Here is a 19,839-nt window from a genome sequence, read left to right on the forward strand (position 1 = left end):
ATTTCCAATGAAAATTTACAACAATATTCTGGTCATTAATCTTATGCACATTGGTGATTTAATGCTGGCCACCCCGGTCTTAAGAACCCTTAGGGCCAATTATCCCCAAGCCAGAATAACTCTGCTGGCGGACAAGAAGCTGGCAGATCTGGTGGTGCACAACAAATGGCTTGATGAGTGCTTATTGATTGATAAAAAGGGCGAGGATAATTCATTGCCGGCCTTTATAAAATTCATAAAAAGGGTGCGTCAGAAAAATTATGACCTGGTAATAAATCTCCACCGTAACGAACGGGCATCGGCCCTGGCTGCCTTTAGTGGTGCAGAAAACATAGTCGGCTACAGCAAGCCGTTGTTTTCTCTGTTCTTTACCAAGGTAATGAACAATCCTTCTGTGGCCCATCATATTGGTTGGGGACCATTTCATCTGTTTCCGCCCTATAAGTATGTGCCGGGCTGGGAGCATCAGGTTCATGCCCATCTTAATGTTTTAAAGGAATCCCTTGGAATTGAGAAAATCGACGACGGTGGCCTGGAAATGTGGGTGTCTGAAAAGGATACCGAATCTGCCAATAAAATCTGGCAGGACAGCTTTCAAAAGGAGACCAAAGTGGTGGCCTTTAATATTGGTGCCAGCTGGATAACCAAGCGGTGGATTGACAGCTATTTTGCCCAGTGCGCCGATGAATTGCTGGATAGGGGCTACGGGGTTGCCTTTTTCGGTGGTCCCATGGACACAGAAATTGTAAATAACTGCATTTCACAGATGAAAAACGGAGAAAGCAGTCTTATAAAGGTTTTCACCGGGGAATTGTCTTTGGGTGAGCTGGCAGCCATGCTGAAAAAATGTGCCCTTATGCTTACCACGGATTCTGGCCCAATGCACGTGGGAGTATCCCAGAGCGTGCCGGTGGTTACCATGTTTGGGGCCTCCCCGGTGCCGGGATTTTATCCCTATGATGCCAAGGATGTGCTCATAAAAAGTCCTGAGCCTTGCCATCCATGTGGCATTCATCAGTGCCCACATGAGGGAGAGCAAAATTTGGCATGTATGAAGAATATTACAGCAGAAAACGTCATGAAATACGTATGGGAGCTGCTGAAAAAATATGAGGACCAGGCGGGTAATGTACCGAGAGAATATGGTGCATATGAGTGCCGTGTGGTTGAAGCAACAAAAGCGGAGTAAGGAGGAAGCAATATCATGACCACAAGCAAGGATAGATTGAAGGAATTTGTCACCTCGGGAATGTCCAAGGTGCATATTCTGGTAGTTGGTGATGTAATGCTTGATAAGTATTACTACGGAGAAGTGACCAGAATATCCCCGGAGGCCCCAGTGCCTATTACCAGGGTGGTTGACACCAAGGACACCATGGGTGGTGCGGCTAACGTAGCCCATAATCTGGCCCTTCTTGGTTGCAGAACATCTATCGCCGGCTTTGTGGGAGATGATTACCACTGCCAGACTCTGGTGGATAAGTTTATTTCAAAGGGTATTGACTACAAGGGCATTATTTATAGGGAAGAACCTACCACCACCAAGCTTCGGGTTATTGGGGGCCATCAGCAGATGCTCCGCCTTGATTTTGAGGATACAGAGCCAGTGAAGCCTCTCTATGGCAACCGCCTCATTAACTTTGTGGAGCAGTCACTTGACGATGTGGATGCGGTGATACTTTCAGACTACGGCAAAGGGGCCTGCACTGATGAGGTATGCGAAAGCATTATTGAAATGTGCAACGGTGCCAATGTGCCTGTTTTGGTTGATCCTAAGGGCCGGGCATGGGCCAAATACACCAATGCGGATTACATCACTCCAAATGTGAAGGAAATAAATGAAATTCTGGAAAAGCCTATAAAGAACCGGGATGATGCCATTAAGCAGGCTGCCACCTATATAATGAGCAAGTTCAAGATTAAGAATGTGCTGGTTACCCGCTCCGAGTGCGGCATGTCCATGGTAACCCCAACGGATACTGTTCACATTCCTACAAAATCCCAGGAGGTATTCGATGTATCCGGTGCCGGTGATACGGTTATTGCCGTATTTGCATTGGGCATTGCGGGGGGGCTTATACCGCGGGAGGCAGCATATCTGGCAAATCTGGCAGCCAGTGTAGTAGTTGCCAAGCTGGGTACTTATGCAGTCAGCAAGGACGAGCTGGAAAGCGTACTTATGCAGCATATTGATTCCGAGGAGGAAAATAGTAAATGATTATTGTAACTGGTGGTGCCGGCTTTATCGGCAGCAATATAGTTAAAGAGCTTAATAATCAGGGCCGCAGTGATATCCTCATCGTGGACGATTTAAACAATCGCAAGGAGCAGAGCCAGTCCTACAGAAATCTTCGGGGTCTGCAGTTCATTGATTATATGCACAAGGACGATTTCCTTGCTGCCATTCAAAACAAGGAATTTGACGGGGTTGACGTGGATGTTGTATTCCACGAGGGTGCCTGCTCCGATACCATGGAGTACGACGTTAACTACATGATGAAGGCAAATTATGAGTATTCCAAGGCCGTTCTTCATTTCTGCATGGAGCATAGGATTCCATTCCTCTATGCTTCTTCTGCCTCCACATACGGCGGTGGGGAGCGTGGCTTCCGTGAGGGGGACGAGTGCGAGGATGCCTTGAATCCTTATGCCTATTCCAAGCTGCTCTTTGATCGCTACGTGCGTCAGGTAATGTCCGATACCCAAAGCCAGATTGTAGGGTTAAAATATTTTAATGTATATGGTCCCCAGGAGCATCACAAGGGCAATATGGCCTCCATTTTCTATCAGCTCTATCATCAGGTGAAGGAGACAGGAGTGTGTCGTCTCTTTGAGGGCTGGGGCAAGTTCAGCGATGGCACCGATGTGCCAGATGGGGGCCAGAAGCGTGATTTCATCTACGTAAAGGACGTTGTAAAGGTAAATCTCTGGTTCTGGCAGCACAAGGGCCCTAGCGGTATCTATAACTGCGGCACAGGCAAGGCCCATACCTACAATGAGGTGGCTGACAGCGTAATCAAGGCACTGGGCAAGGGCAGAATAGAGTACCGTGATTTCCCTGAGGTATTGAAGGGAAAATACCAGAATTACACTGAATCAGATACCACCAAGCTGCTGGAGGCCGGCTACGACCAAGGCTTCTACGGCATGTACGACGCCGTCAAGGAATACTGTGATTTCCTTGACGAGGGTGGCTACTTCAAGTACGGCAAATAGGTATCACCATGAACAGGGCAGTGTTTTTTGACCGTGATGGCACCTTGAACGAGGAGGTACATTACCTTCATAAAATAGAAGATTTTAAGTGGATAGAGGGCGCCATTGACGCCATAAAGTATTGTAATGACAATGGTTATCTGGCCATTGTCATTACTAATCAGAGCGGAGTTGCCAGAGGCTATTATCCAGAAAGCGACATTATGAAGCTCTATAACTGGATGAACGCCGATCTGGCAAAGCATGGAGCCCATCTGGACGGCATCTATTATTGTCCCCACCATCCTACGGGTAAGGTGAAGGAATACGCCATTGAATGTGATTGCCGCAAGCCTCTGCCTGGAATGCTGTTAAAGGCCCAGAAGGAACATAATATAGACCTAAAATCTTCGTTTCTTATTGGTGACGGGGCCAGGGATGTGGAATGTGCCGAGGCCGCAGGAGCAAAGGGAATACGCTATAGGGGTGGCAATTTGTATCAGGCCCTTGTGGATAACATTAAAGAATAAATATACGGAATTTGTATAAAACTGGAATTGAGGATATATAATGAAAATTATTCAGATAGCCCACGCGCTTACAAAGGATGATGCCGCCAGCCGACAGCTTATCAATATGGATTCCATGTTTCGTGAACTGGGCTACAATACGGCGATGTATGCTCACAAGGTGGACAGCCATCTGGGTGATGCTGTGCATACGATGGAGGCTTTTCAGGCGGATAAGGAAGATATTGTCATTTACCATTTGACTACTGGGACTTCTTTTAATGACTGGGTGGCAAAATATCCTCAGAAAATCGTAATGTACTATCACAATATTACCCCTGCCAGATTTTTCTTTGGAAATGCCTGGGGGTCTTGGTGGAAATGCATAAAAGGCCGCCACCAGCTGAAAAAAATAGTAAAGAATACTTTCTTTTCCTGGGCTGCATCGGAATATTCCCGCAAGGAGCTGGAAGACCTTGGCTTAAAGTACACCAGAGAGTTGTCCATTGTGGTGGAACCTGAAAAATACATTCAGTATCAGCCAATAAAGGAAATGCTGGACAAGTACAATGACGATATAACAACTTTATTGATGGTTGGGCGGGGGGTTCCCCATAAAAAGCTGGATGAAGCCATTGCTGCCATTGCCTGGTATAAAGAAAACATTTCGGATAAAATTCGTCTGGTGTTGGCGGGTAATATAAAGCCAAGCTATGGAAAAAAGCTCCATAAAATGGTACAGCAGTTAAAGCTGGAGGAGAATGTGATTTTTACCGGGAAAATATCCAATCAGGAACTCTGTACATGGTTCCGTATAACTGACGGTGTGCTGTCCCTCAGTGAACACGAAGGCTTCTGTGTGCCATTGGTTGAGGGCATGATTTTTGAAAAGTCAGTATTTGCCTATGCCTGCTCCGCAGTGCCGGAGACACTGGGGGAGGCCGGCGTTTTGATTTATGACAAGTCGCCAGAGAACATAGCAACTACCATTCATAATGTATTAAACGACGAAAACAAGCTGGCAGAACTGTCCAAGGGCAGAAAAAAGCGTCTGGAAGAACTGTCATATAAAAAACTTCTGGACCAGCTGAAGAACGATATCAAGGAAATAATTGAGCTGAAAGAAAAACAGCTATAATTTAAGGATGTGTTCCTGAAAAATGTCTAAACTTACCATATTAATTCTGGCAAAAAATGAAGAAAAGAATATTGAGGATTGCGTAAAAAGTGCGCTCTTTGCCGATGAAGTGCTGGTAATTGATGACTTCAGTACGGATAATACCGTGAAGATTGCTGAGGAGTTAGGGGCAAAAGTAATTCAGCATTCATTGGATGGCAACTGGGGCCAGCAGAAGACCTTTGGAATAAATGAAGCCCAGGGAGATTGGATATTCTTTTTGGATGCAGATGAGCGCATCACAGAGGTATTGCAGTCGGAAATAATCAAGGCTGTGAGCAGCGGTGAAAAAATAGCCTATTATATAGCACGACTTAATCATTTTTGCGGTAATGTGGTAAAATATTCTGGCTGGTTTCCGGATTATGGTATTCGACTTATACCTAAAGAAGGTTCCTATGTTACGGGATATGTTCACGAGCAAGTTCATTATAATTGTCCGGAAAAGTATTTTCCAAAATCTGCCTATATGCTTCACTATACCTATGTATCCTGGGAGCAGTATTTAAGAAAGCTTAATAACTACACTACTCTGGGCGCTAAAAAACAGTATGATGCGGGAAAACGGGCAGGAATATTAGATATTGTTTTTCACACCTTATTTGGAGTAATAAAGATATTCTTTATTCAGCGTGCCTTTATGGATGGTATGACAGGCCTGTTTCTGACGGTTGGCCATGGCATAAGTGTATTTATGAAATATACCAAGCTCTATTATTTAAGTAAGGGCATTGGGGAGAAGAGTTGATATTAATGAGTGAAAATAAGCTTCAAAGCTATAGCGATATAGGAAAGCAGATATATAGATTAAGCAATCATAGAGAGGCACGCAGATATTATGTGTTTCGTATGCGATCATTGATATATAGAGGAAAACTTAATGATTTGCAACGGCATTTTACAAGTACACCATTGCTTACGGAAATACAGAAGATTTATCCTTTTGTATATGAACAGCCTACTAGGGCATTTTTTTATAATAAATCTACTTTTGCTGAACGTGTTAATATTGTTAAACAACACATGGATTATTTGGCAAAGGTATTGAAGCCAGAAACGTTGCTGGATATTTATGGGGAGAAAAATATCCCTATTTGGTATGGGGGCGAAATAGATGGCAAGAAATTCTGGGCATGTCTTTACTACGAACCGGGGCAACGCAAAGAAGGATTGTTGTCTGTTATACTTAGGTTGGATGATGATCCACTGTATCAGATAATATTCTGGATTGCACAGGATAAAAATGGCTATTGGTCCATGTGGATTGGGGCCATGCAGGGGCCTAACATGGATGATGCCAAGGATATTGTAAAGAAAATAACGAATAAATGTCATCGCTACCGTACAAAGAATCTGATTCTCTACATTGCCCAGGTCGTAGCAAAAAATCTGGGGCTGGAGAAGATATACGCGGTAACCAATTATGGCTATTATGCCAATAATCATGTCCGCGTGGACCGCAAACTGAAGACCTCCTTCAGTGATTTTTGGGTAGAGGCTGGGGGACATTCAACTGATGACGAAAGGTTCTATGAACTTCCGTTGGTGGAGCCACGCAAGACCATGGAAGAGGTTCCTACTAGAAAAAGGGCAGTATACAGAAGACGTTTTGAATTGTTGGATGAAATTGAAGAGAGCATTTATAAATCATTAGAAACATTGTTGCAATAACAATGTGTAGTACAGGAGCTTGGCTATGAGATTATTATTTGTGTGTTCAACAGAATTTCAGATATTAAACGCACTTAATGTAAAACTTCATTTATACCCTGACACTAAGGCTGATATTGTACTTCAGAGGGCAGAGTACAGTGTTATAGCTGAAAGATTAAGGGAATTGGGTATCTTTGAGTATGTTTGCTGTGCAAAAGAAATCTTGATAGATTTACATGAATATAAGCGAGCACTTCGTGAATTTGGCAGATGTGATAAAGGTTTGCTCGAAGCTGTTTGTAATTCAATGGTTAACATATGGCGGAATTTATTCGGATTTTTTGCTGGGCCTAAATATCACTTAAATGATTTGTTGTATGGATATGGTAATATACGAGATAATCACTATGATAAAGTGTTAATGCAGGGCGGAAATACGATTGTTAGAAATTTTTATACTGACCTTCATAAAAATACAGAAATGGCAGTATTGGATGAAGGTATTGGCTCATATTGTGATAATACAATCTGTCATAAGGACACAAAGGCAGATGCCGTGTATCTTTATGACCCAAACGTTGCCGTTTATGCGGAAGATCAAGATATTAGTTTTGTTAAGATTCCTAAACTATCACCAGATGATATTGATTTTGTTAATATAGCAAATAAGGTATTTCGTTACTTACCTGCAGGGAAAAAAATAAAAAATAAATTAATCTTTTTTGACCAAGGTGGAGAACAGATGCCGTCATATTTAAGGAATCCAAATTGGTTAATTAGGTTGTTTTTGGCAAATTCTATCAAAAAGCACACACGAAGCTACAAGGAATATATAAGTCAAATAAAGGCATTTAAGCATATAGCAGGAGACCGTACTGTTTACATAAAATATCATCCTAGAACCTCAGTTGGGATGTTGAAAGAATATGATGAAGCAAAATTCAAACCTATAGAACCAAGAAAAATCCCTTGGGAATTATATGCTATAAATAATCAAATTGAAGAATGTAAATTTATAACTTTATGTTCTAGTTCAGTTTGTTTATACCCTCTGACTGTTGGTGGTAACAACAAATGTGTGCTGTTGTATAGCTGCATTGACTATAGTGTGGGTGATAACTATAAAAAGTTATTTGACAATATTGCCCAAAAATATAAAAAAATGTTTTTTATTGCTAATGATATTGATGGAATAAGTGCGATTTAAAATAATCCTAAATAAAAAGAGCGGTGTTAATGCTGAACCAAATTCTTTCGGATAAAGAAATAGCCAGCCAAGGGTATATACCTATGACCAGCTATTATCGCACATTTGCGAATACTAAAGAACCGACGTGTACCGAACGGTACGCACGGTGGTGTGAGAGGTCGGAGGGTTTATTTAAATCCTCCTCATACTCGATTCCGAGTCAGCGCTATTTTTGTCTTCAATTACTCAAACACAGGTCTCTTTACTACCTTATGTCCAGTAATGATTTCTTTCCGCTTGCAGTGTGGGCATTCGTTTTCAATAATGCCAGTGTAGCCACACACAGGGTCACGGTCAACTGGGTGGTTGATGGAGAAGTAGCCCATGTTGGCATCGTGCATAGCACGGACTAGAGCCTCAAAGGCCTTCACATTCTTGGAAGGGTCGCCGTTCATCTCCACATAAGCGATGTGGCCTGCATTTTCCAGCTCGTGGTAAGGTGCCTCGATGCGAATCTTATCCAATGCCTTAATGTCGTAGTATACAGGCACATGGGAGCTGTTGGTCATATAATCCCTGTCAGTAACCCCCGCAATTTTGCCGAACTTTTTGCGGTTTGCCCGCTGGAACTGACCAGCAGTGGACTCAGCCGGAGTACCGAAGCAGGTCCAGTTCATGCTTTCAGCCTTGGTATATTCATCAGTCTTCTGGCGGATATGACCTACGATTTCCAGACCCAGCTTCTGGGCTTCCTCAGACTCGCCGTGATGCTTGCCAATGAGGGCCACCAGACACTCAGCCAGACCACAGAAACCAATGGAATAGGAAGCATGCTTCAATACTTCCTCAATGGAGTCAGTATTTTTCAGTTTGTCGCTATCCATCCAGATACCCTGTCCCATAAGGAACGGATAGTTATATACATGCTTATGCTTAATGGTCTGAAGTCTGAAGAGAAGATAGTCGTGGCTAATCTGAATATATTTATCCAAGAGGCACCAGAACTTATCCATATTGCCCTCAGACTCCAGGGCCAGCATTGGCAGATTAATGGTGGTAAAAGAGAAGTTACCCCTGCTGCCCACTTCGCTAGGGCCATTTACATTACCAATAGTGCGGGTACGACAGCCCATGGTAGCAATTACGCTGTTGTAGTTGCCAGGCTTGTAGTACTGGAGATTATATGGAGCATCCACATTTACGAAGTTAGGGAACAATCTCTTGGCAGAGGTCTTACAGGCCTGCTGGAAAAGATCATAGTTAGGATCCCCTGGATTGTAGTTTACCCCGGACTTAAGCTGGAATACGGAAATAGGGAAAATAGCGGTTTCACCATTACCCAGACCGCTCATAATAGCGTTCATAACCTCACGCATGGTAAGGCGCCCCTCAGGAGAGGTATCCATACCATAATTAATAGAGCTGAATGGTACTTGGGCACCAGCGCGGGAATGGAGGGTATTGAAATTGTGAATCAGTGCCTCCATGGCCTGATGGGTTTCCTCAGTTGTATCATCACAGGCCAAGTGATAAATATTGGCAGCATCCAGCTTTAAATATGGGTTAGTTTCCATAATATCTGCAGGCAGCACCTTACTCAGGGCTTCGGTAATGGCCATAATGTTATCTTCCGTTGCTATTGGTTCACCATCGGTAAAGGTGCAGCGGTCGTAGTCCATAGCTGCCATAAAGGCCTTGCGGAATTCCTTGGCAGCGATTAACTTTTCTCCGCCAAAACGATAAAGGCAGGCCTTGTAGGCTTCATCAGCAATAGCCTTTTTAAAGGTCTTGCGCACACCTTCAGCCATGGCATAATCAAAGGCGTTGATGGACTGGCCACCAAACATATCATTCTGGTTGGACTGAATTGCAATGCAAGCCAGAGATGCGTAAGCACGGATGGAATTTGGCTCACGCAGGAAGCCGTGGCCCGTGGAAAAGCCACCATGGAACAGCTTCAGCAAATCAATCTGACAGCAGTTCAGGGTAATCAAGGAAAAATCCTTGTCGTGGATATGGATATAATTTTCTCTGTCAGCCTTGGCAAATTCCTCAGGCAGCATATAGTTATCTACGAAGTGCTTGGCACCCTCAGCACCTAATTTAAGCATAATACCCATGGAAGCATCGGTGTTTATATTGGCGTTGTCACGCTTCATATCTGAATCCACAGCATCAGCGAAGAAAATATCCCTGTAACTGTTCATGAGATGCTTCTGGGCTTCACGGCGGTTGGCATGGCGCTGGCGGTACATGATATAGCGCTTGGCTATCTCATAGTAGTCCTGCTCCATAAGGGTCTTCTCAACAATATCCTGAATGTCCTCGACATTAATGTTTTCCCAGTTCTCAATGGCGGACTCCACCTGGTCCACCAGCTTCTGGATATCCCTAGTGGAAAGGGAATCATTTACAGCCTTGCTGGCTCCTGCAATGGCGTTGAAAATCTTGGAGGAATCGTAGTCCACCACAACGCCGGAGCGCTTTATAACATGCTTTAATTTCATTTATGTACACTTCCTTATTATAAAAAACTGTCCTATATAGAATATACCAAACGGCAATGAATAACAATTCTTGATTTTTTGCCATGTTTGTGCTAGACATTCGTGGTACAATAGAATAGAATGTATTAGCTGAAGTATAACAAGGTTTTATGACAAATTTAAGATATATAAACAGAAATAATGTAAGGAGTGTGCTGAGCAATGTTTAAGAAGACCAAAATCGTTTGTACCATGGGCCCTACCACCGATAAGCCAGGGGTTATTGAAGAGCTGATGAAAAATGGCATGAACTGCGCCCGTTTTAATTTTTCCCATGGTGACCATGCAGAGCAGTTGGGGAGAATCGAGAAGGTTCGGGAGGCTGCCCGTCATACTGACACTATTATTCCGTTGCTTCTTGACACCAAGGGCCCTGAAATGCGTCTGGGCTCCTTTAAGGACGGCAAGGTTCAGCTCACCAAGGGCAACTCCTTCCGCCTTACCCAGTCAGATGAGCCGGGGGACGAAAGCGGTGCTCCTATCAGCTACAAGAACCTTTATAAGGAAGTAAAGCCGGGGGATACCATTCTCCTCTCCGATGGTCTGGTGGGCCTGAAGGTTACCGAAATTCAGGGGCAGGATATTGTAACGGAAATCCTCAACAACGGCCCAATGAGCACCCGCAAGCGTGTAGCTGTGCCTGGCGTGGCCATCGGTCTGCCGCCGATATCAGAGCAGGACGAAAAGGACATTCTCTTCGGAATTGAACACGATATGGACTTTGTGGCTGCTTCCTTCATTCAGCGTGCCAGCGATGTGGAGGCCATCAGAAAGCTTATCAATGACAATAACGGCCACATGGAAATTATCGCCAAGATCGAAAACCTTGAGGGCGTAAAGAATATTGACTCCATTATTGCTGCTGCCGATGGTATCATGGTAGCCCGCGGCGATCTTGGTGTGGAGATTCCGGCAGAGGACGTTCCTGTAATTCAGAAGGACGTTATCGCCAAATGCAACAAGGCGGGAAAGCTGGTAATCGTGGCCACCCAGATGCTGGAGTCCATGACCAGCAATCCTCGTCCTACTAGAGCCGAGGTTTCTGACGTGGGCAATGCTGTATTTGACGGCACCGATGCCATTATGCTCAGTGGCGAGACCGCCAGCGGTGATTACCCGGTGGAGGCAGTGCAGACTATGAGCACCATTGCCAAGCGCATTGAGGAATCTATTCACTACGAAAACCGCTTCATCACCAAGGGCATGGAGCACAAGAAGAGCATCACCGATGCAGTGGCCCATTCTACTGTTCAGCTGGCCTATGAGCTGGATGCCACTGCCATCATCACCCCGACTGAGACAGGCTTCACCACCCAGATGGTGTCCAAATATCGTCCACAGGCAACTATTATTGCCTACGCCACCACCTCCAAGGTGGCCCGTCAGCTGAACCTCCGTTGGGGCGTGCAGCTGGTTAACGGCCGTATCTGGGACGACGAGCCTGACCGCACCGGGGCTTCCATTGCCGCAGCTCTCCGCTCCGGATTGGTGGAAAAGGGTGACATTGCCGTGGTAACCTCTGGCATCACCATGAGCAAGGGCAACAACACCAACAAGATTCAGATAAGAACCATTGACTAATCCGTCTCTTGTGTTTAATAATGTTTTGTGATATGATATAATCTACTTTGAGATGGAATAGGAGGTCCGTAGAGTGCTTACGGTTTTGATGGTAATAGATGCATTGGTAGCTATCGTTCTGATCGGTTCAGTGTTGGCTCAGTCTCCAAAGTCTGCAGGCATGGGCCTGGGCGGCGGCAGCGACACAGTATTCAGCAGCAATGCCCGTGGTATGGATGCACTGTTGGCAAGAGTAACGGTGGTCTTTGCGATTCTCTTTGCAGTAGTCACTTTGGTGATTGCAAAAATGACCATGTAATTTGTGACTTGACACAAGGCGCTTACTATCCATCATAGTTTCTATGGTAGGTAGTGGGCGCTTTTTACTTTTTCATGAAAGGATAACCAACATGATTATTAACGGCGGCGAGCCTTTCTTTATGAAGGGAGGACCACACGGCATACTTTTAATCCACGGCTTCACCGGGGTTCCGGCGGAAATGCTCTTGTTGGGCAGATATCTCAATGACAAGGGGTACACAGTGCTGGCAGTGCGTCTGGCGGGTCATGGTACCACCACAGAGGATATGTCCCACATGACGGCAGAGGACTGGTATGACTCCGTGTGTGATGGTTATTCAATTTTAGCTTCTATCTGCGAAAAAATATCCGTGGTGGGCCAGTCCATGGGGGGACTTCTCAGCATTATCCTTTCTGCCAATGCCAATGTAAAGTGCTGCTGTACTATGGCGGCCCCAATTTACATTCACGAGGACAAGCAACTATATCGCCTGCCTGCCAAGGAGCATTGCAAGAATAAATATTGGCCCAAGAAAAAGCGCATGCATTTGGACGTACCCCAGGTGTGCAACGCCTCCTACGGGGAATATCCCATGGAGTCCGTCCATGAGCTTCTGGATCTCATTGACAGAAGCAAGCGGGAGCTGCCACGGGTAAAATGCCCAATGCTGGTAATACATAGTCATAACGACCATACTGCCAGAGACCGCAGTGCCAATAAGATATACGATCTGGCGGGCAGCTACGAGAAGGAACTGGTATGGCTGGAAGAGTCCGGCCATTTGATAACCATCGGCTGCGAGCGCCAAAAGGCTTTTGAGCTGGTGGATGAATTTATAAGGGAACATTCATAAAAAATCTGATAGATATGGGCTGGTTAGTTGAATATTTTCAAAAGCGGGGGAATTTTTTCGTCTGCAAGAACGGAGTCCTCCTGCCGGAGGCTCATCATGGGCACGAAATTTATTAACGCCACGATGTACGTGCGACCCTGTCGCCTACGAAGAAGCCGAATATATCGTGCATGATGATTTGTGCCAGCAACACTTAATGAAATCAAGCATTTTGCGCAGATTGAATTTAGTGATGCTCACTGGAAAGAAGGCGATTAGACATGCCGCACTTTCGGACGGAGTGATGAAGCCGAAAAAGTTTCACCGCTCCAGTAACTAAGAGAGATAATATGAAAAGAAATTTACAGCATAGAAAAGTAGACAAAAAAATAAAACAGGTGAAATCGAAGCTCACTCATAAGGAGCCCGTGGCAGAGGAATTGGTTACAGGGGTTCTCTCCTTGTCCTCTCGTGGCTTCGGTTTCGTCACCCCTGAGGGAATGCAGAAAAATGAGGACGACATCTTCATTTTGAAAAGCGGCCTTAACACAGCCATGAACGGTGACACAGTACAGGTGCGCCTCTTTCCTCAGTATGCCGTTACTCCCGGCCGTTCCAAGGAGGGAGAGGTATATAAGATTATTGAGCGGGCCAACAGCAAAATCGTTGGCATTTTCTCCGCCAGCCGCAATTTCGGCTTTGTATCCCCTGATGACACCCGCATAAAGGAAGACATTTACATTCCTTCCGGGCAGTTTCTGGGGGCAAAAACTGGGGACAAGGTTGTGGTGGAAGTTACCCAGTGGCCTGAGGGCGGCAAAAAAGCCGAGGGGCATATTGTGGAGGTGCTGGGCAAAGCTGATGCCCCTGGGGTGGATATCCTCTCCATTATGCGTCAGTACGATTTGTCCGAGTCATTCCCCGAGGTGGTTCAGCAGGCCGCCAATGCTGTGGAGCAGTCCATAAATGCTGATGAGCATATTGGCAAAAATGGTCGTGAGGACCGTAGGCATCTTAAAATAGTCACCATTGACGGTGAGGATGCCAAGGATCTGGACGATGGCGTTTACGTGGAAAAGCACGATGACGGCAGCTTCTTCCTTGGAGTATATATCGCCGACGTAAGCTGGTATGTGCGGGAAAATCAGCCCTTGGATATTGAGGCCCAGGCCCGTGGCACCTCTGTGTATCTTGTGGACAGGGTTGTGCCAATGCTGCCAAAGGAACTTTCCAACGGCATCTGCAGCCTCAACGCAGGAGTGGACCGGCTGTCCATGGCCTGTGAAATGGAAATCAGCCCTGTGGGCAAGGTGACCAAATACAAGATTTTGCCGGTGGTGGTCCACGTATACCGCCGCCTCACATACACATTGGTTAATAAGATTCTGGTGGAGCGGGACAAGGATTTCTGCCAGGACAATGAAGATATTTTGCCACTTCTTTACAATTTGGAAGAGGTGCGCAATGCCATGTATAAGTATCGCCATAATCGTGGTGCCATAAACTTTGAGGTACCGGAAATAAAGGTGAAGCTGGACGAAAACGGCAGGGCTGTGGGCCTTAAAAAACGTGTCAGCAATCTTGGTGAGTCCATTGTGGAGCAGTGTATGCTGGCCGCCAATGAGACAGTGGCGGAGCATATGTGCCGCCGCAAGCAGCCATTTATGTACCGTATCCATGAAACTCCTGAGCCAGCAAAAATAGAGGCATTAAACCGCCTTATGGGCACCTTTGGCCTTCATTTGAAGACCTCTGCCGAGGGAAATGTCCGTCCAAAGGAGCTTCAGATTGCCCTGGAAAAGATAGCGGGGAAGCCTGAGGAAAAGATTCTGGGCACTGTATCCCTCCGCTCCATGCAACAGGCAAGATATGCAGCGGTAAATGAAGGACATTTCGGTCTTGCTGCCGAATACTATACACACTTCACTTCTCCTATCCGCAGATATCCGGATTTGATAGTTCACAGACTTCTACGGGAAAGCTTCCCAACGGGGAGCATTCCAAGGGATCGCCGCGAGCAGCTTATACATAAGCTTCCAGAAATGGCAGAGCACGCCTCCAAACGGGAGAGGGTGGCAGTATCTGCTGAGCGTGACACCACCGACCTTAAGAAGGTAGAATACATGGAGCAGTTCGTGGGGGATACCTTCGAGGGAGTTATCAGCAGTGTCACTGGCTTTGGCTTCTTTGTGGAACTGGATAACGGTGTTGAGGGGCTGGTTCACATGACCACCCTGAAGGATGACTACTACGACTATGTTGAAAACCGCTACGCTTTGGTGGGGAACCATCATCACCGCAGCTACCAGCTGGGAGACACAGTGGAGGTCATTCTGGTACGGGCAAGCGTGGAGGAAAAGGCACTGGACTTCGTGGTGAAGGACAACTGCGACCCACGGGTTCTCCGCATGGAAAACTCCACAGACCGCAAGCCAAAAGCAAAGTCCTCCGGCAAAAAGTCCAAGGAGAAGATTGCCAAGGTTAGCGAAACTGGTAGAAAATCCAGGAAGGGCGAGAAAAAATCCTCAAAGAAATTTGACCGCAAAAAGCCGCCAAAGGAAAATAAGAAAAAAGAAGCCCGGAAAAAGGCGGAAAAGACTTCTTCTTACAAGCCAAAGAAAAAGACCAAAACTTCCAAGCGCAATAAACACGACCACAAGTCTGTAAAGCGCAAGGGAAAATCAAAAATAGATATAATAGCTGAAATATAATATTAATTGCATAGTGGTGGTCTGTTTCTAGAGAGCGCGAGCGTTCCGAATATAGACCACCACCGAGAAAAAAGTATTGGAGATTTAAACATTTTATGGGCAAGAAAAACCAAGGCATGAAGATTGTCTGCGAAAACCGCAAGGCCCGTCACGATTACTTTATTCATGAAACCTTCGAGGCAGGCCTGGTTCTTCAGGGAACCGAGGTAAAATCCCTCCGCGAAGGCAAGGCAAACCTTAAGGACAGCTACGCCGAAATAAAAAACGGCGAAATATTCATTGTGAACATGCACATCAGTCCTTACGATCACGGAAATATTTTTAATCACGACGAACGCAGGCCCCGCAAGCTTTTGATGCATAAACAGGAAATAATAAAATTATTTAGTAAGACCCGGGAGAAGGGTTTTACCATAGTTCCGTTGAAAATATACTTTGTTAAGGGCAGAGCAAAAATTGAAATTGCTCTGGCCAGTGGTAAACACAACTACGACAAACGGCAGGATCTAAAGGACAAGGCCGTAAAACGTGACATAGAGCGCGATTTGCGCGGCAGATAGTTATTTATAATAGGCAGATGACTACTGAGTTGAACATTTTTGGAGGCGGGGGAATTTTTTCGCCTGCAAGAACGGAGTCCACCTGCCGGAGGCTCATCATGGGCACGAAATTTATTAACCCCTCGATGTATGTGCGACTCTGTCGCCTACGGAGAAGCCGAATATATAGTGCATGATGATTTGTGCCAGCAACACTTAATGAAATCAAGCATTTTGCGCAGATTGAATTTAGCGATGCTCACTGGAAAGAAGGCGATTATACATGCCGCACTTTCGGACGGAGAGATGAAGCCGAAAAAGTTTCACCGTTCGCTATTTGTTCAACTGTTAATATGACAGAAAAAACTATAGAAGGGAGAATCCTCAATATGTTACATAATATAGCCGTACTTACCAGCGGCAATGACTGCCCGGGCATGAACGCCTGCATCAGGGCAGTGGTCCGCACCGCAGTTCATCAGGGCGTCCATATCTGGGGTGTTCACAACGGTTACAAGGGCCTGGTTAATGACGAAATCGAGGAGCTCACTACCCGCAGTGTGGGAGACATGATTCAGCGGGGAGGCACCTTCCTGGGCATCGCCCGCAGCGGGGAGTTCTTTGAGGAGGATGGCCGTCGCCAGGGCTACGAAAATCTGAAAAAGCATGGCATTGAGGGCCTTATTGTCATCGGCGGCAGCGGCAGTATCAAGGGTGCCGCCACCATGAGCAAGGAATTTGGCATGCCTGTTATTGGTATTCCGGCCACCATTGAAAATGACGTTTGGGGCACGGATTATACCATTGGCTCCGATACGGCGGCCAACACAGTGGTGGATGCTATCAATAAGCTTCGTGACACTGCCTGTGCTCATCGCCGTATTGTACTTATTGAGGTAATGGGCAAGACCTCTGGATGGCTGGCCATGACAGCTGGTATAGCCGGCGGTGCCGAGTATGTTCTGGTGCCTGAGACCAAGTCCAATATTGACCAGATTTGTGAGGAAATCCGTGCAGATTATGCCAAGGGGAAAAAGTATAGTCTGCTGGTGGTTGCTGATGGTGCTCTGAAGGGAATGGGGGTCACAACCACAGAGCTGGGCAAGCAGATTCAGGAGAAAACTGAGATTGACACCAGAGTTACTGTTCTGGGACATATCCAGCGGGGCGGCTCCCCATCAGTGGAGGACCGCATAAACGCCAGCATGCTGGGTGAAAAGGCTGTACTGGCCATAATCCATGGCAAGCAGGACGTGGTGGTAGGATTTGACACAGGGGTTGTAGTGGAGATTCCTATTGACGAGGCCACCAACAACAGAAAGACTCTGGATACGGAGTTTATCAGACTGTCCAAGGTATTGGCATGATAGTTAAGGCGCTGTCCTAAAATATATGAGTGCGGTTCCAGTTATTTTTCAGAATCGTGTCATATAATAATCCATAAGATATTCCTTTTTAGTAATCAGATTAATATTGTGTGTATTGATGGGAGGAATTCAAGATGAGATTTTTTAAGTGCGATTTGTGTGGCAACATTACTACAGCTCTTAGCGATGTGAAGGGGCCTTTGTCTTGCTGCGGTCAGGGAATGACTGAGCTGATTCCGGGCACCACCGATGCAGCCCAGGAGAAGCATGTTCCCGCTGTTACTGTGGAGGGCAACAAGGTCAGTGTCAAGGTGGGCAGCGTTGAGCACCCTATGACTGACGCCCATTACATTCAGTGGATTGTTATCGAGACCAACAAGGGCTGTCAGATGAAGAAGCTCACTCCACAGGACAAGCCTGAGGCAGAGTTCCTGTTGACTGATGGGGAGACTCTGGTGGCAACCTATGAGTATTGCAACCTCCACGGCCTCTGGAAAGCGTGATGATGAAGCTGGATTGCAGATTAGTAACAATTAAGAACAGGGATTTTATTCCTATGACAAAATAAATATTGTGCGGATAACTTACGGACTGGTAAATGAGATGTGTCTCATAACCAGTCCTTTTTCTGTAAAGACTAGCTGATAAAATTCATTAAAGTATACGTTTAAAACGGGTTGAATGACTCCGACTTATATGCTAAAATTTAATTTAAGTTTTTATGACCTTTTGTATATTATGGGCGATAATCTGCACGCCCAAAGGAATGAATAAATCTGTACTGAACAGGCAGTGCATACAGGGACGTGGTATTTTTGCAAGACATTTCAAGAGGAAGACGCTCATCAAGGCGGCATTATGCCACCATGTTGCTCTTCATCATAGTGGATTATATTGCCTTGGTACTTGCCCAGGAAACTGCTTATCAGATCAGGGCACTGTTTCAGGGGTTATTGCCTACGGTTTTTGAATTGCCGGTAAATTACCAATTTATATACATTCCCTTGGTGTTTATTTTATGCATTGCAGTGCAAAGCGGCTATGAGTTCAACCGACCTTCACTGGATGTGAGTCAGGGCGTATTCAAGGGCCTTCTCTTTGGCATGATTATGAGCATAATTGCATTGTTTGTAATCAACGCCAGCGGCAAGGTATCAAGGTTATTTTGCTTCATATTTATATTTACATCCTTGGGCTGGGTGGCGGTGTTAAGATATGCTGTATCAAAGTTTATCAAAGGTTCCACACTCTTGAAGGAAGAAATCATAGTAGTAGGTGCCGGCAAGACTGCGGAACGCATCAGGGACTATTTTGACAAGGATTTGGCCTACCGCTATGAAATAGTGGGACTTATCGATGATAATCCTATATCAGACGAGCTCCCATCGGAGTATCCTCTCCTGGGGAAGATGGATGACGCCGTCAGAATAGTCCAGGAGATGGACATAAATACGGTGTTGGTATCAGCTCCGGGCATGGATAAGGACAAAATGGACCAGCTGCTGACGGATATCCGCCCTTATGTGCGCAATATCCTGTTTGCACCAAATCTGGTGGGTACCCCAATGGGCACTGTCCAGATACAGACCTTGTTCAGTGAACAGATTACTTTGTTAAAGAGTTACAATAATTTAGCCAGGGTTCGTAGCAAGCTACTGAAAAGGCTTTTTGATTTTTGCTTTACTCTGGTGTTTATGCCAATAATTATTCCTATACTCTTTGTATTGGGAATTATTATAAAACTGGATTCTAAGGGCAGTGTATTCTACAATGCACAGCGTCTTGGTGAAAGTGGCAAAAACTTTACCTGTTATAAATTCCGATCCATGTACACTGACGGGGATGAGCGGCTGAAGAAATATTTGGCCAAAAATACCGATGCAGCAGCGGAGTGGAAGGAATTTGCCAAATTAAGGGGTTATGATCCACGAGTAACACGGGCTGGACGCTGGATGCGCAAGACCAGTCTTGATGAACTCCCACAGCTTTTGAATGTGCTGGAGGGCACCATGAGCTTGGTGGGCCCACGACCATATCTGCCGAGAGAAAAGGCAGACATGGGAGCCGATGCGGAAATCATCACCATGGCAAAGCCTGGTATCACGGGCTTTTGGCAGGTGAACGGCCGAAATGACGTATCCTTCGCCACCAGAGTGGCCATGGATGTGTGGTATGTAAAAAATTGGTCATTGGCAAGGGACATAATGTTTCTAGTGAAGACCTTTAAAATAGTTTTAGGAAAAAGCGGAGCGTACTAATT

Annotated in this window: 17 protein-coding genes; 16 read left to right on the forward strand and 1 reads right to left on the reverse strand. The window is 45.6% G+C overall.

The window, feature by feature from the left end:
- The first annotated feature begins 7 nt into the window (after positions 1 to 7).
- The 8 genes from T525_RS0102705 to T525_RS0102740 are packed head-to-tail and all read left to right on the forward strand — an operon-like array spanning position 8 to position 7,741.
- Positions 8 to 1,189, forward strand: coding sequence for a glycosyltransferase family 9 protein (locus T525_RS0102705; protein WP_037324918.1), 1,182 nt, complete (start codon positions 8 to 10; stop codon positions 1,187 to 1,189).
- 15 nt (positions 1,190 to 1,204) lie between these two features.
- Entirely contained in the window at positions 1,205 to 2,218 is a 1,014-nt protein-coding gene (gene rfaE1 / locus T525_RS0102710) for a D-glycero-beta-D-manno-heptose-7-phosphate kinase (protein ID WP_037324920.1), read from the forward strand.
- Entirely contained in the window at positions 2,215 to 3,216 is a 1,002-nt protein-coding gene (gene rfaD, locus T525_RS0102715) for an ADP-glyceromanno-heptose 6-epimerase (protein WP_027405927.1), read from the forward strand. The genes rfaE1 and rfaD overlap by 4 nt, the downstream gene beginning before the upstream one ends.
- Positions 3,217 to 3,224: 8 nt before the next feature.
- Positions 3,225 to 3,725 (forward strand): D-glycero-beta-D-manno-heptose 1,7-bisphosphate 7-phosphatase, encoded by a 501-nt coding sequence (locus T525_RS0102720; RefSeq protein ID WP_037324921.1) that lies wholly within the window; start codon positions 3,225 to 3,227, stop codon positions 3,723 to 3,725.
- A 40-nt stretch (positions 3,726 to 3,765) separates the two neighbouring features.
- Positions 3,766 to 4,842 (forward strand): glycosyltransferase family 4 protein, encoded by a 1,077-nt coding sequence (locus tag T525_RS13990; RefSeq protein WP_051533359.1) that lies wholly within the window; start codon positions 3,766 to 3,768, stop codon positions 4,840 to 4,842.
- A gap of 22 nt (positions 4,843 to 4,864) precedes the next feature.
- Positions 4,865 to 5,629, forward strand: a complete 765-nt coding sequence (locus T525_RS0102730; protein WP_027405929.1) for a glycosyltransferase family 2 protein — start codon at positions 4,865 to 4,867, stop codon at positions 5,627 to 5,629.
- 5 nt (positions 5,630 to 5,634) lie between these two features.
- A complete protein-coding gene (locus tag T525_RS0102735) occupies positions 5,635 to 6,552 on the forward strand; it encodes a VirK/YbjX family protein (protein ID WP_037324924.1) in 918 nt (305 codons plus the stop codon).
- 25 nt (positions 6,553 to 6,577) lie between these two features.
- The gene (locus T525_RS0102740) at positions 6,578 to 7,741 is read left to right on the forward strand and encodes a hypothetical protein (RefSeq protein ID WP_027405931.1); all 1,164 of its coding nucleotides are present in this window, start codon (positions 6,578 to 6,580) and stop codon (positions 7,739 to 7,741) included.
- Positions 7,742 to 7,965: 224 nt separating this feature from the next.
- Here the strand turns inward: T525_RS0102740 and T525_RS0102745 are convergent, their stop codons facing one another.
- Positions 7,966 to 10,230: an anaerobic ribonucleoside triphosphate reductase gene (locus T525_RS0102745; protein WP_027405932.1), complete on the reverse strand. Its 2,265-nt coding sequence runs from the start codon at positions 10,228 to 10,230 to the stop codon at positions 7,966 to 7,968.
- Between the two features lie 201 nt (positions 10,231 to 10,431).
- On the opposite strand from T525_RS0102745, the gene pyk reads away from it, so the two are divergent.
- From pyk to wbaP, 8 genes are all read left to right on the forward strand, one after another.
- The gene (gene pyk, locus T525_RS0102750) at positions 10,432 to 11,850 is read left to right on the forward strand and encodes a pyruvate kinase (protein WP_027405933.1); all 1,419 of its coding nucleotides are present in this window, start codon (positions 10,432 to 10,434) and stop codon (positions 11,848 to 11,850) included.
- An 88-nt stretch (positions 11,851 to 11,938) separates the two neighbouring features.
- On the forward strand, positions 11,939 to 12,148 hold the full coding sequence (gene secG / locus T525_RS0102755; protein ID WP_037324996.1) for a preprotein translocase subunit SecG: 210 nt from the start codon (positions 11,939 to 11,941) through the stop codon (positions 12,146 to 12,148).
- A gap of 91 nt (positions 12,149 to 12,239) precedes the next feature.
- On the forward strand, positions 12,240 to 12,983 hold the full coding sequence (locus tag T525_RS0102760; protein ID WP_027405935.1) for a carboxylesterase: 744 nt from the start codon (positions 12,240 to 12,242) through the stop codon (positions 12,981 to 12,983).
- A 329-nt stretch (positions 12,984 to 13,312) separates the two neighbouring features.
- Positions 13,313 to 15,673 carry a ribonuclease R gene (gene rnr / locus T525_RS13995; protein ID WP_051533360.1) on the forward strand — a complete coding sequence of 787 codons (2,361 nt, stop codon included), beginning with the start codon at positions 13,313 to 13,315 and terminating at the stop codon, positions 15,671 to 15,673.
- A gap of 95 nt (positions 15,674 to 15,768) precedes the next feature.
- Positions 15,769 to 16,233, forward strand: coding sequence for an SsrA-binding protein SmpB (gene smpB / locus T525_RS0102770; protein WP_027405936.1), 465 nt, complete (start codon positions 15,769 to 15,771; stop codon positions 16,231 to 16,233).
- 368 nt (positions 16,234 to 16,601) lie between these two features.
- Positions 16,602 to 17,579: a 6-phosphofructokinase gene (gene pfkA / locus T525_RS0102775; protein ID WP_027405937.1), complete on the forward strand. Its 978-nt coding sequence runs from the start codon at positions 16,602 to 16,604 to the stop codon at positions 17,577 to 17,579.
- A 134-nt stretch (positions 17,580 to 17,713) separates the two neighbouring features.
- Positions 17,714 to 18,082 carry a desulfoferrodoxin family protein gene (locus T525_RS0102780; protein WP_027405938.1) on the forward strand — a complete coding sequence of 123 codons (369 nt, stop codon included), beginning with the start codon at positions 17,714 to 17,716 and terminating at the stop codon, positions 18,080 to 18,082.
- Between the two features lie 363 nt (positions 18,083 to 18,445).
- Positions 18,446 to 19,837, forward strand: coding sequence for an undecaprenyl-phosphate galactose phosphotransferase WbaP (gene wbaP / locus T525_RS0102785; RefSeq protein ID WP_051533361.1), 1,392 nt, complete (start codon positions 18,446 to 18,448; stop codon positions 19,835 to 19,837).
- The last annotated feature ends 2 nt before the right edge of the window (positions 19,838 to 19,839 follow it).

The sequence above is a fragment of the Anaerovibrio sp. RM50 genome (assembly GCF_000622005.1).
Classification (GTDB): Bacteria; Bacillota; Negativicutes; order Selenomonadales; family Selenomonadaceae; genus Anaerovibrio.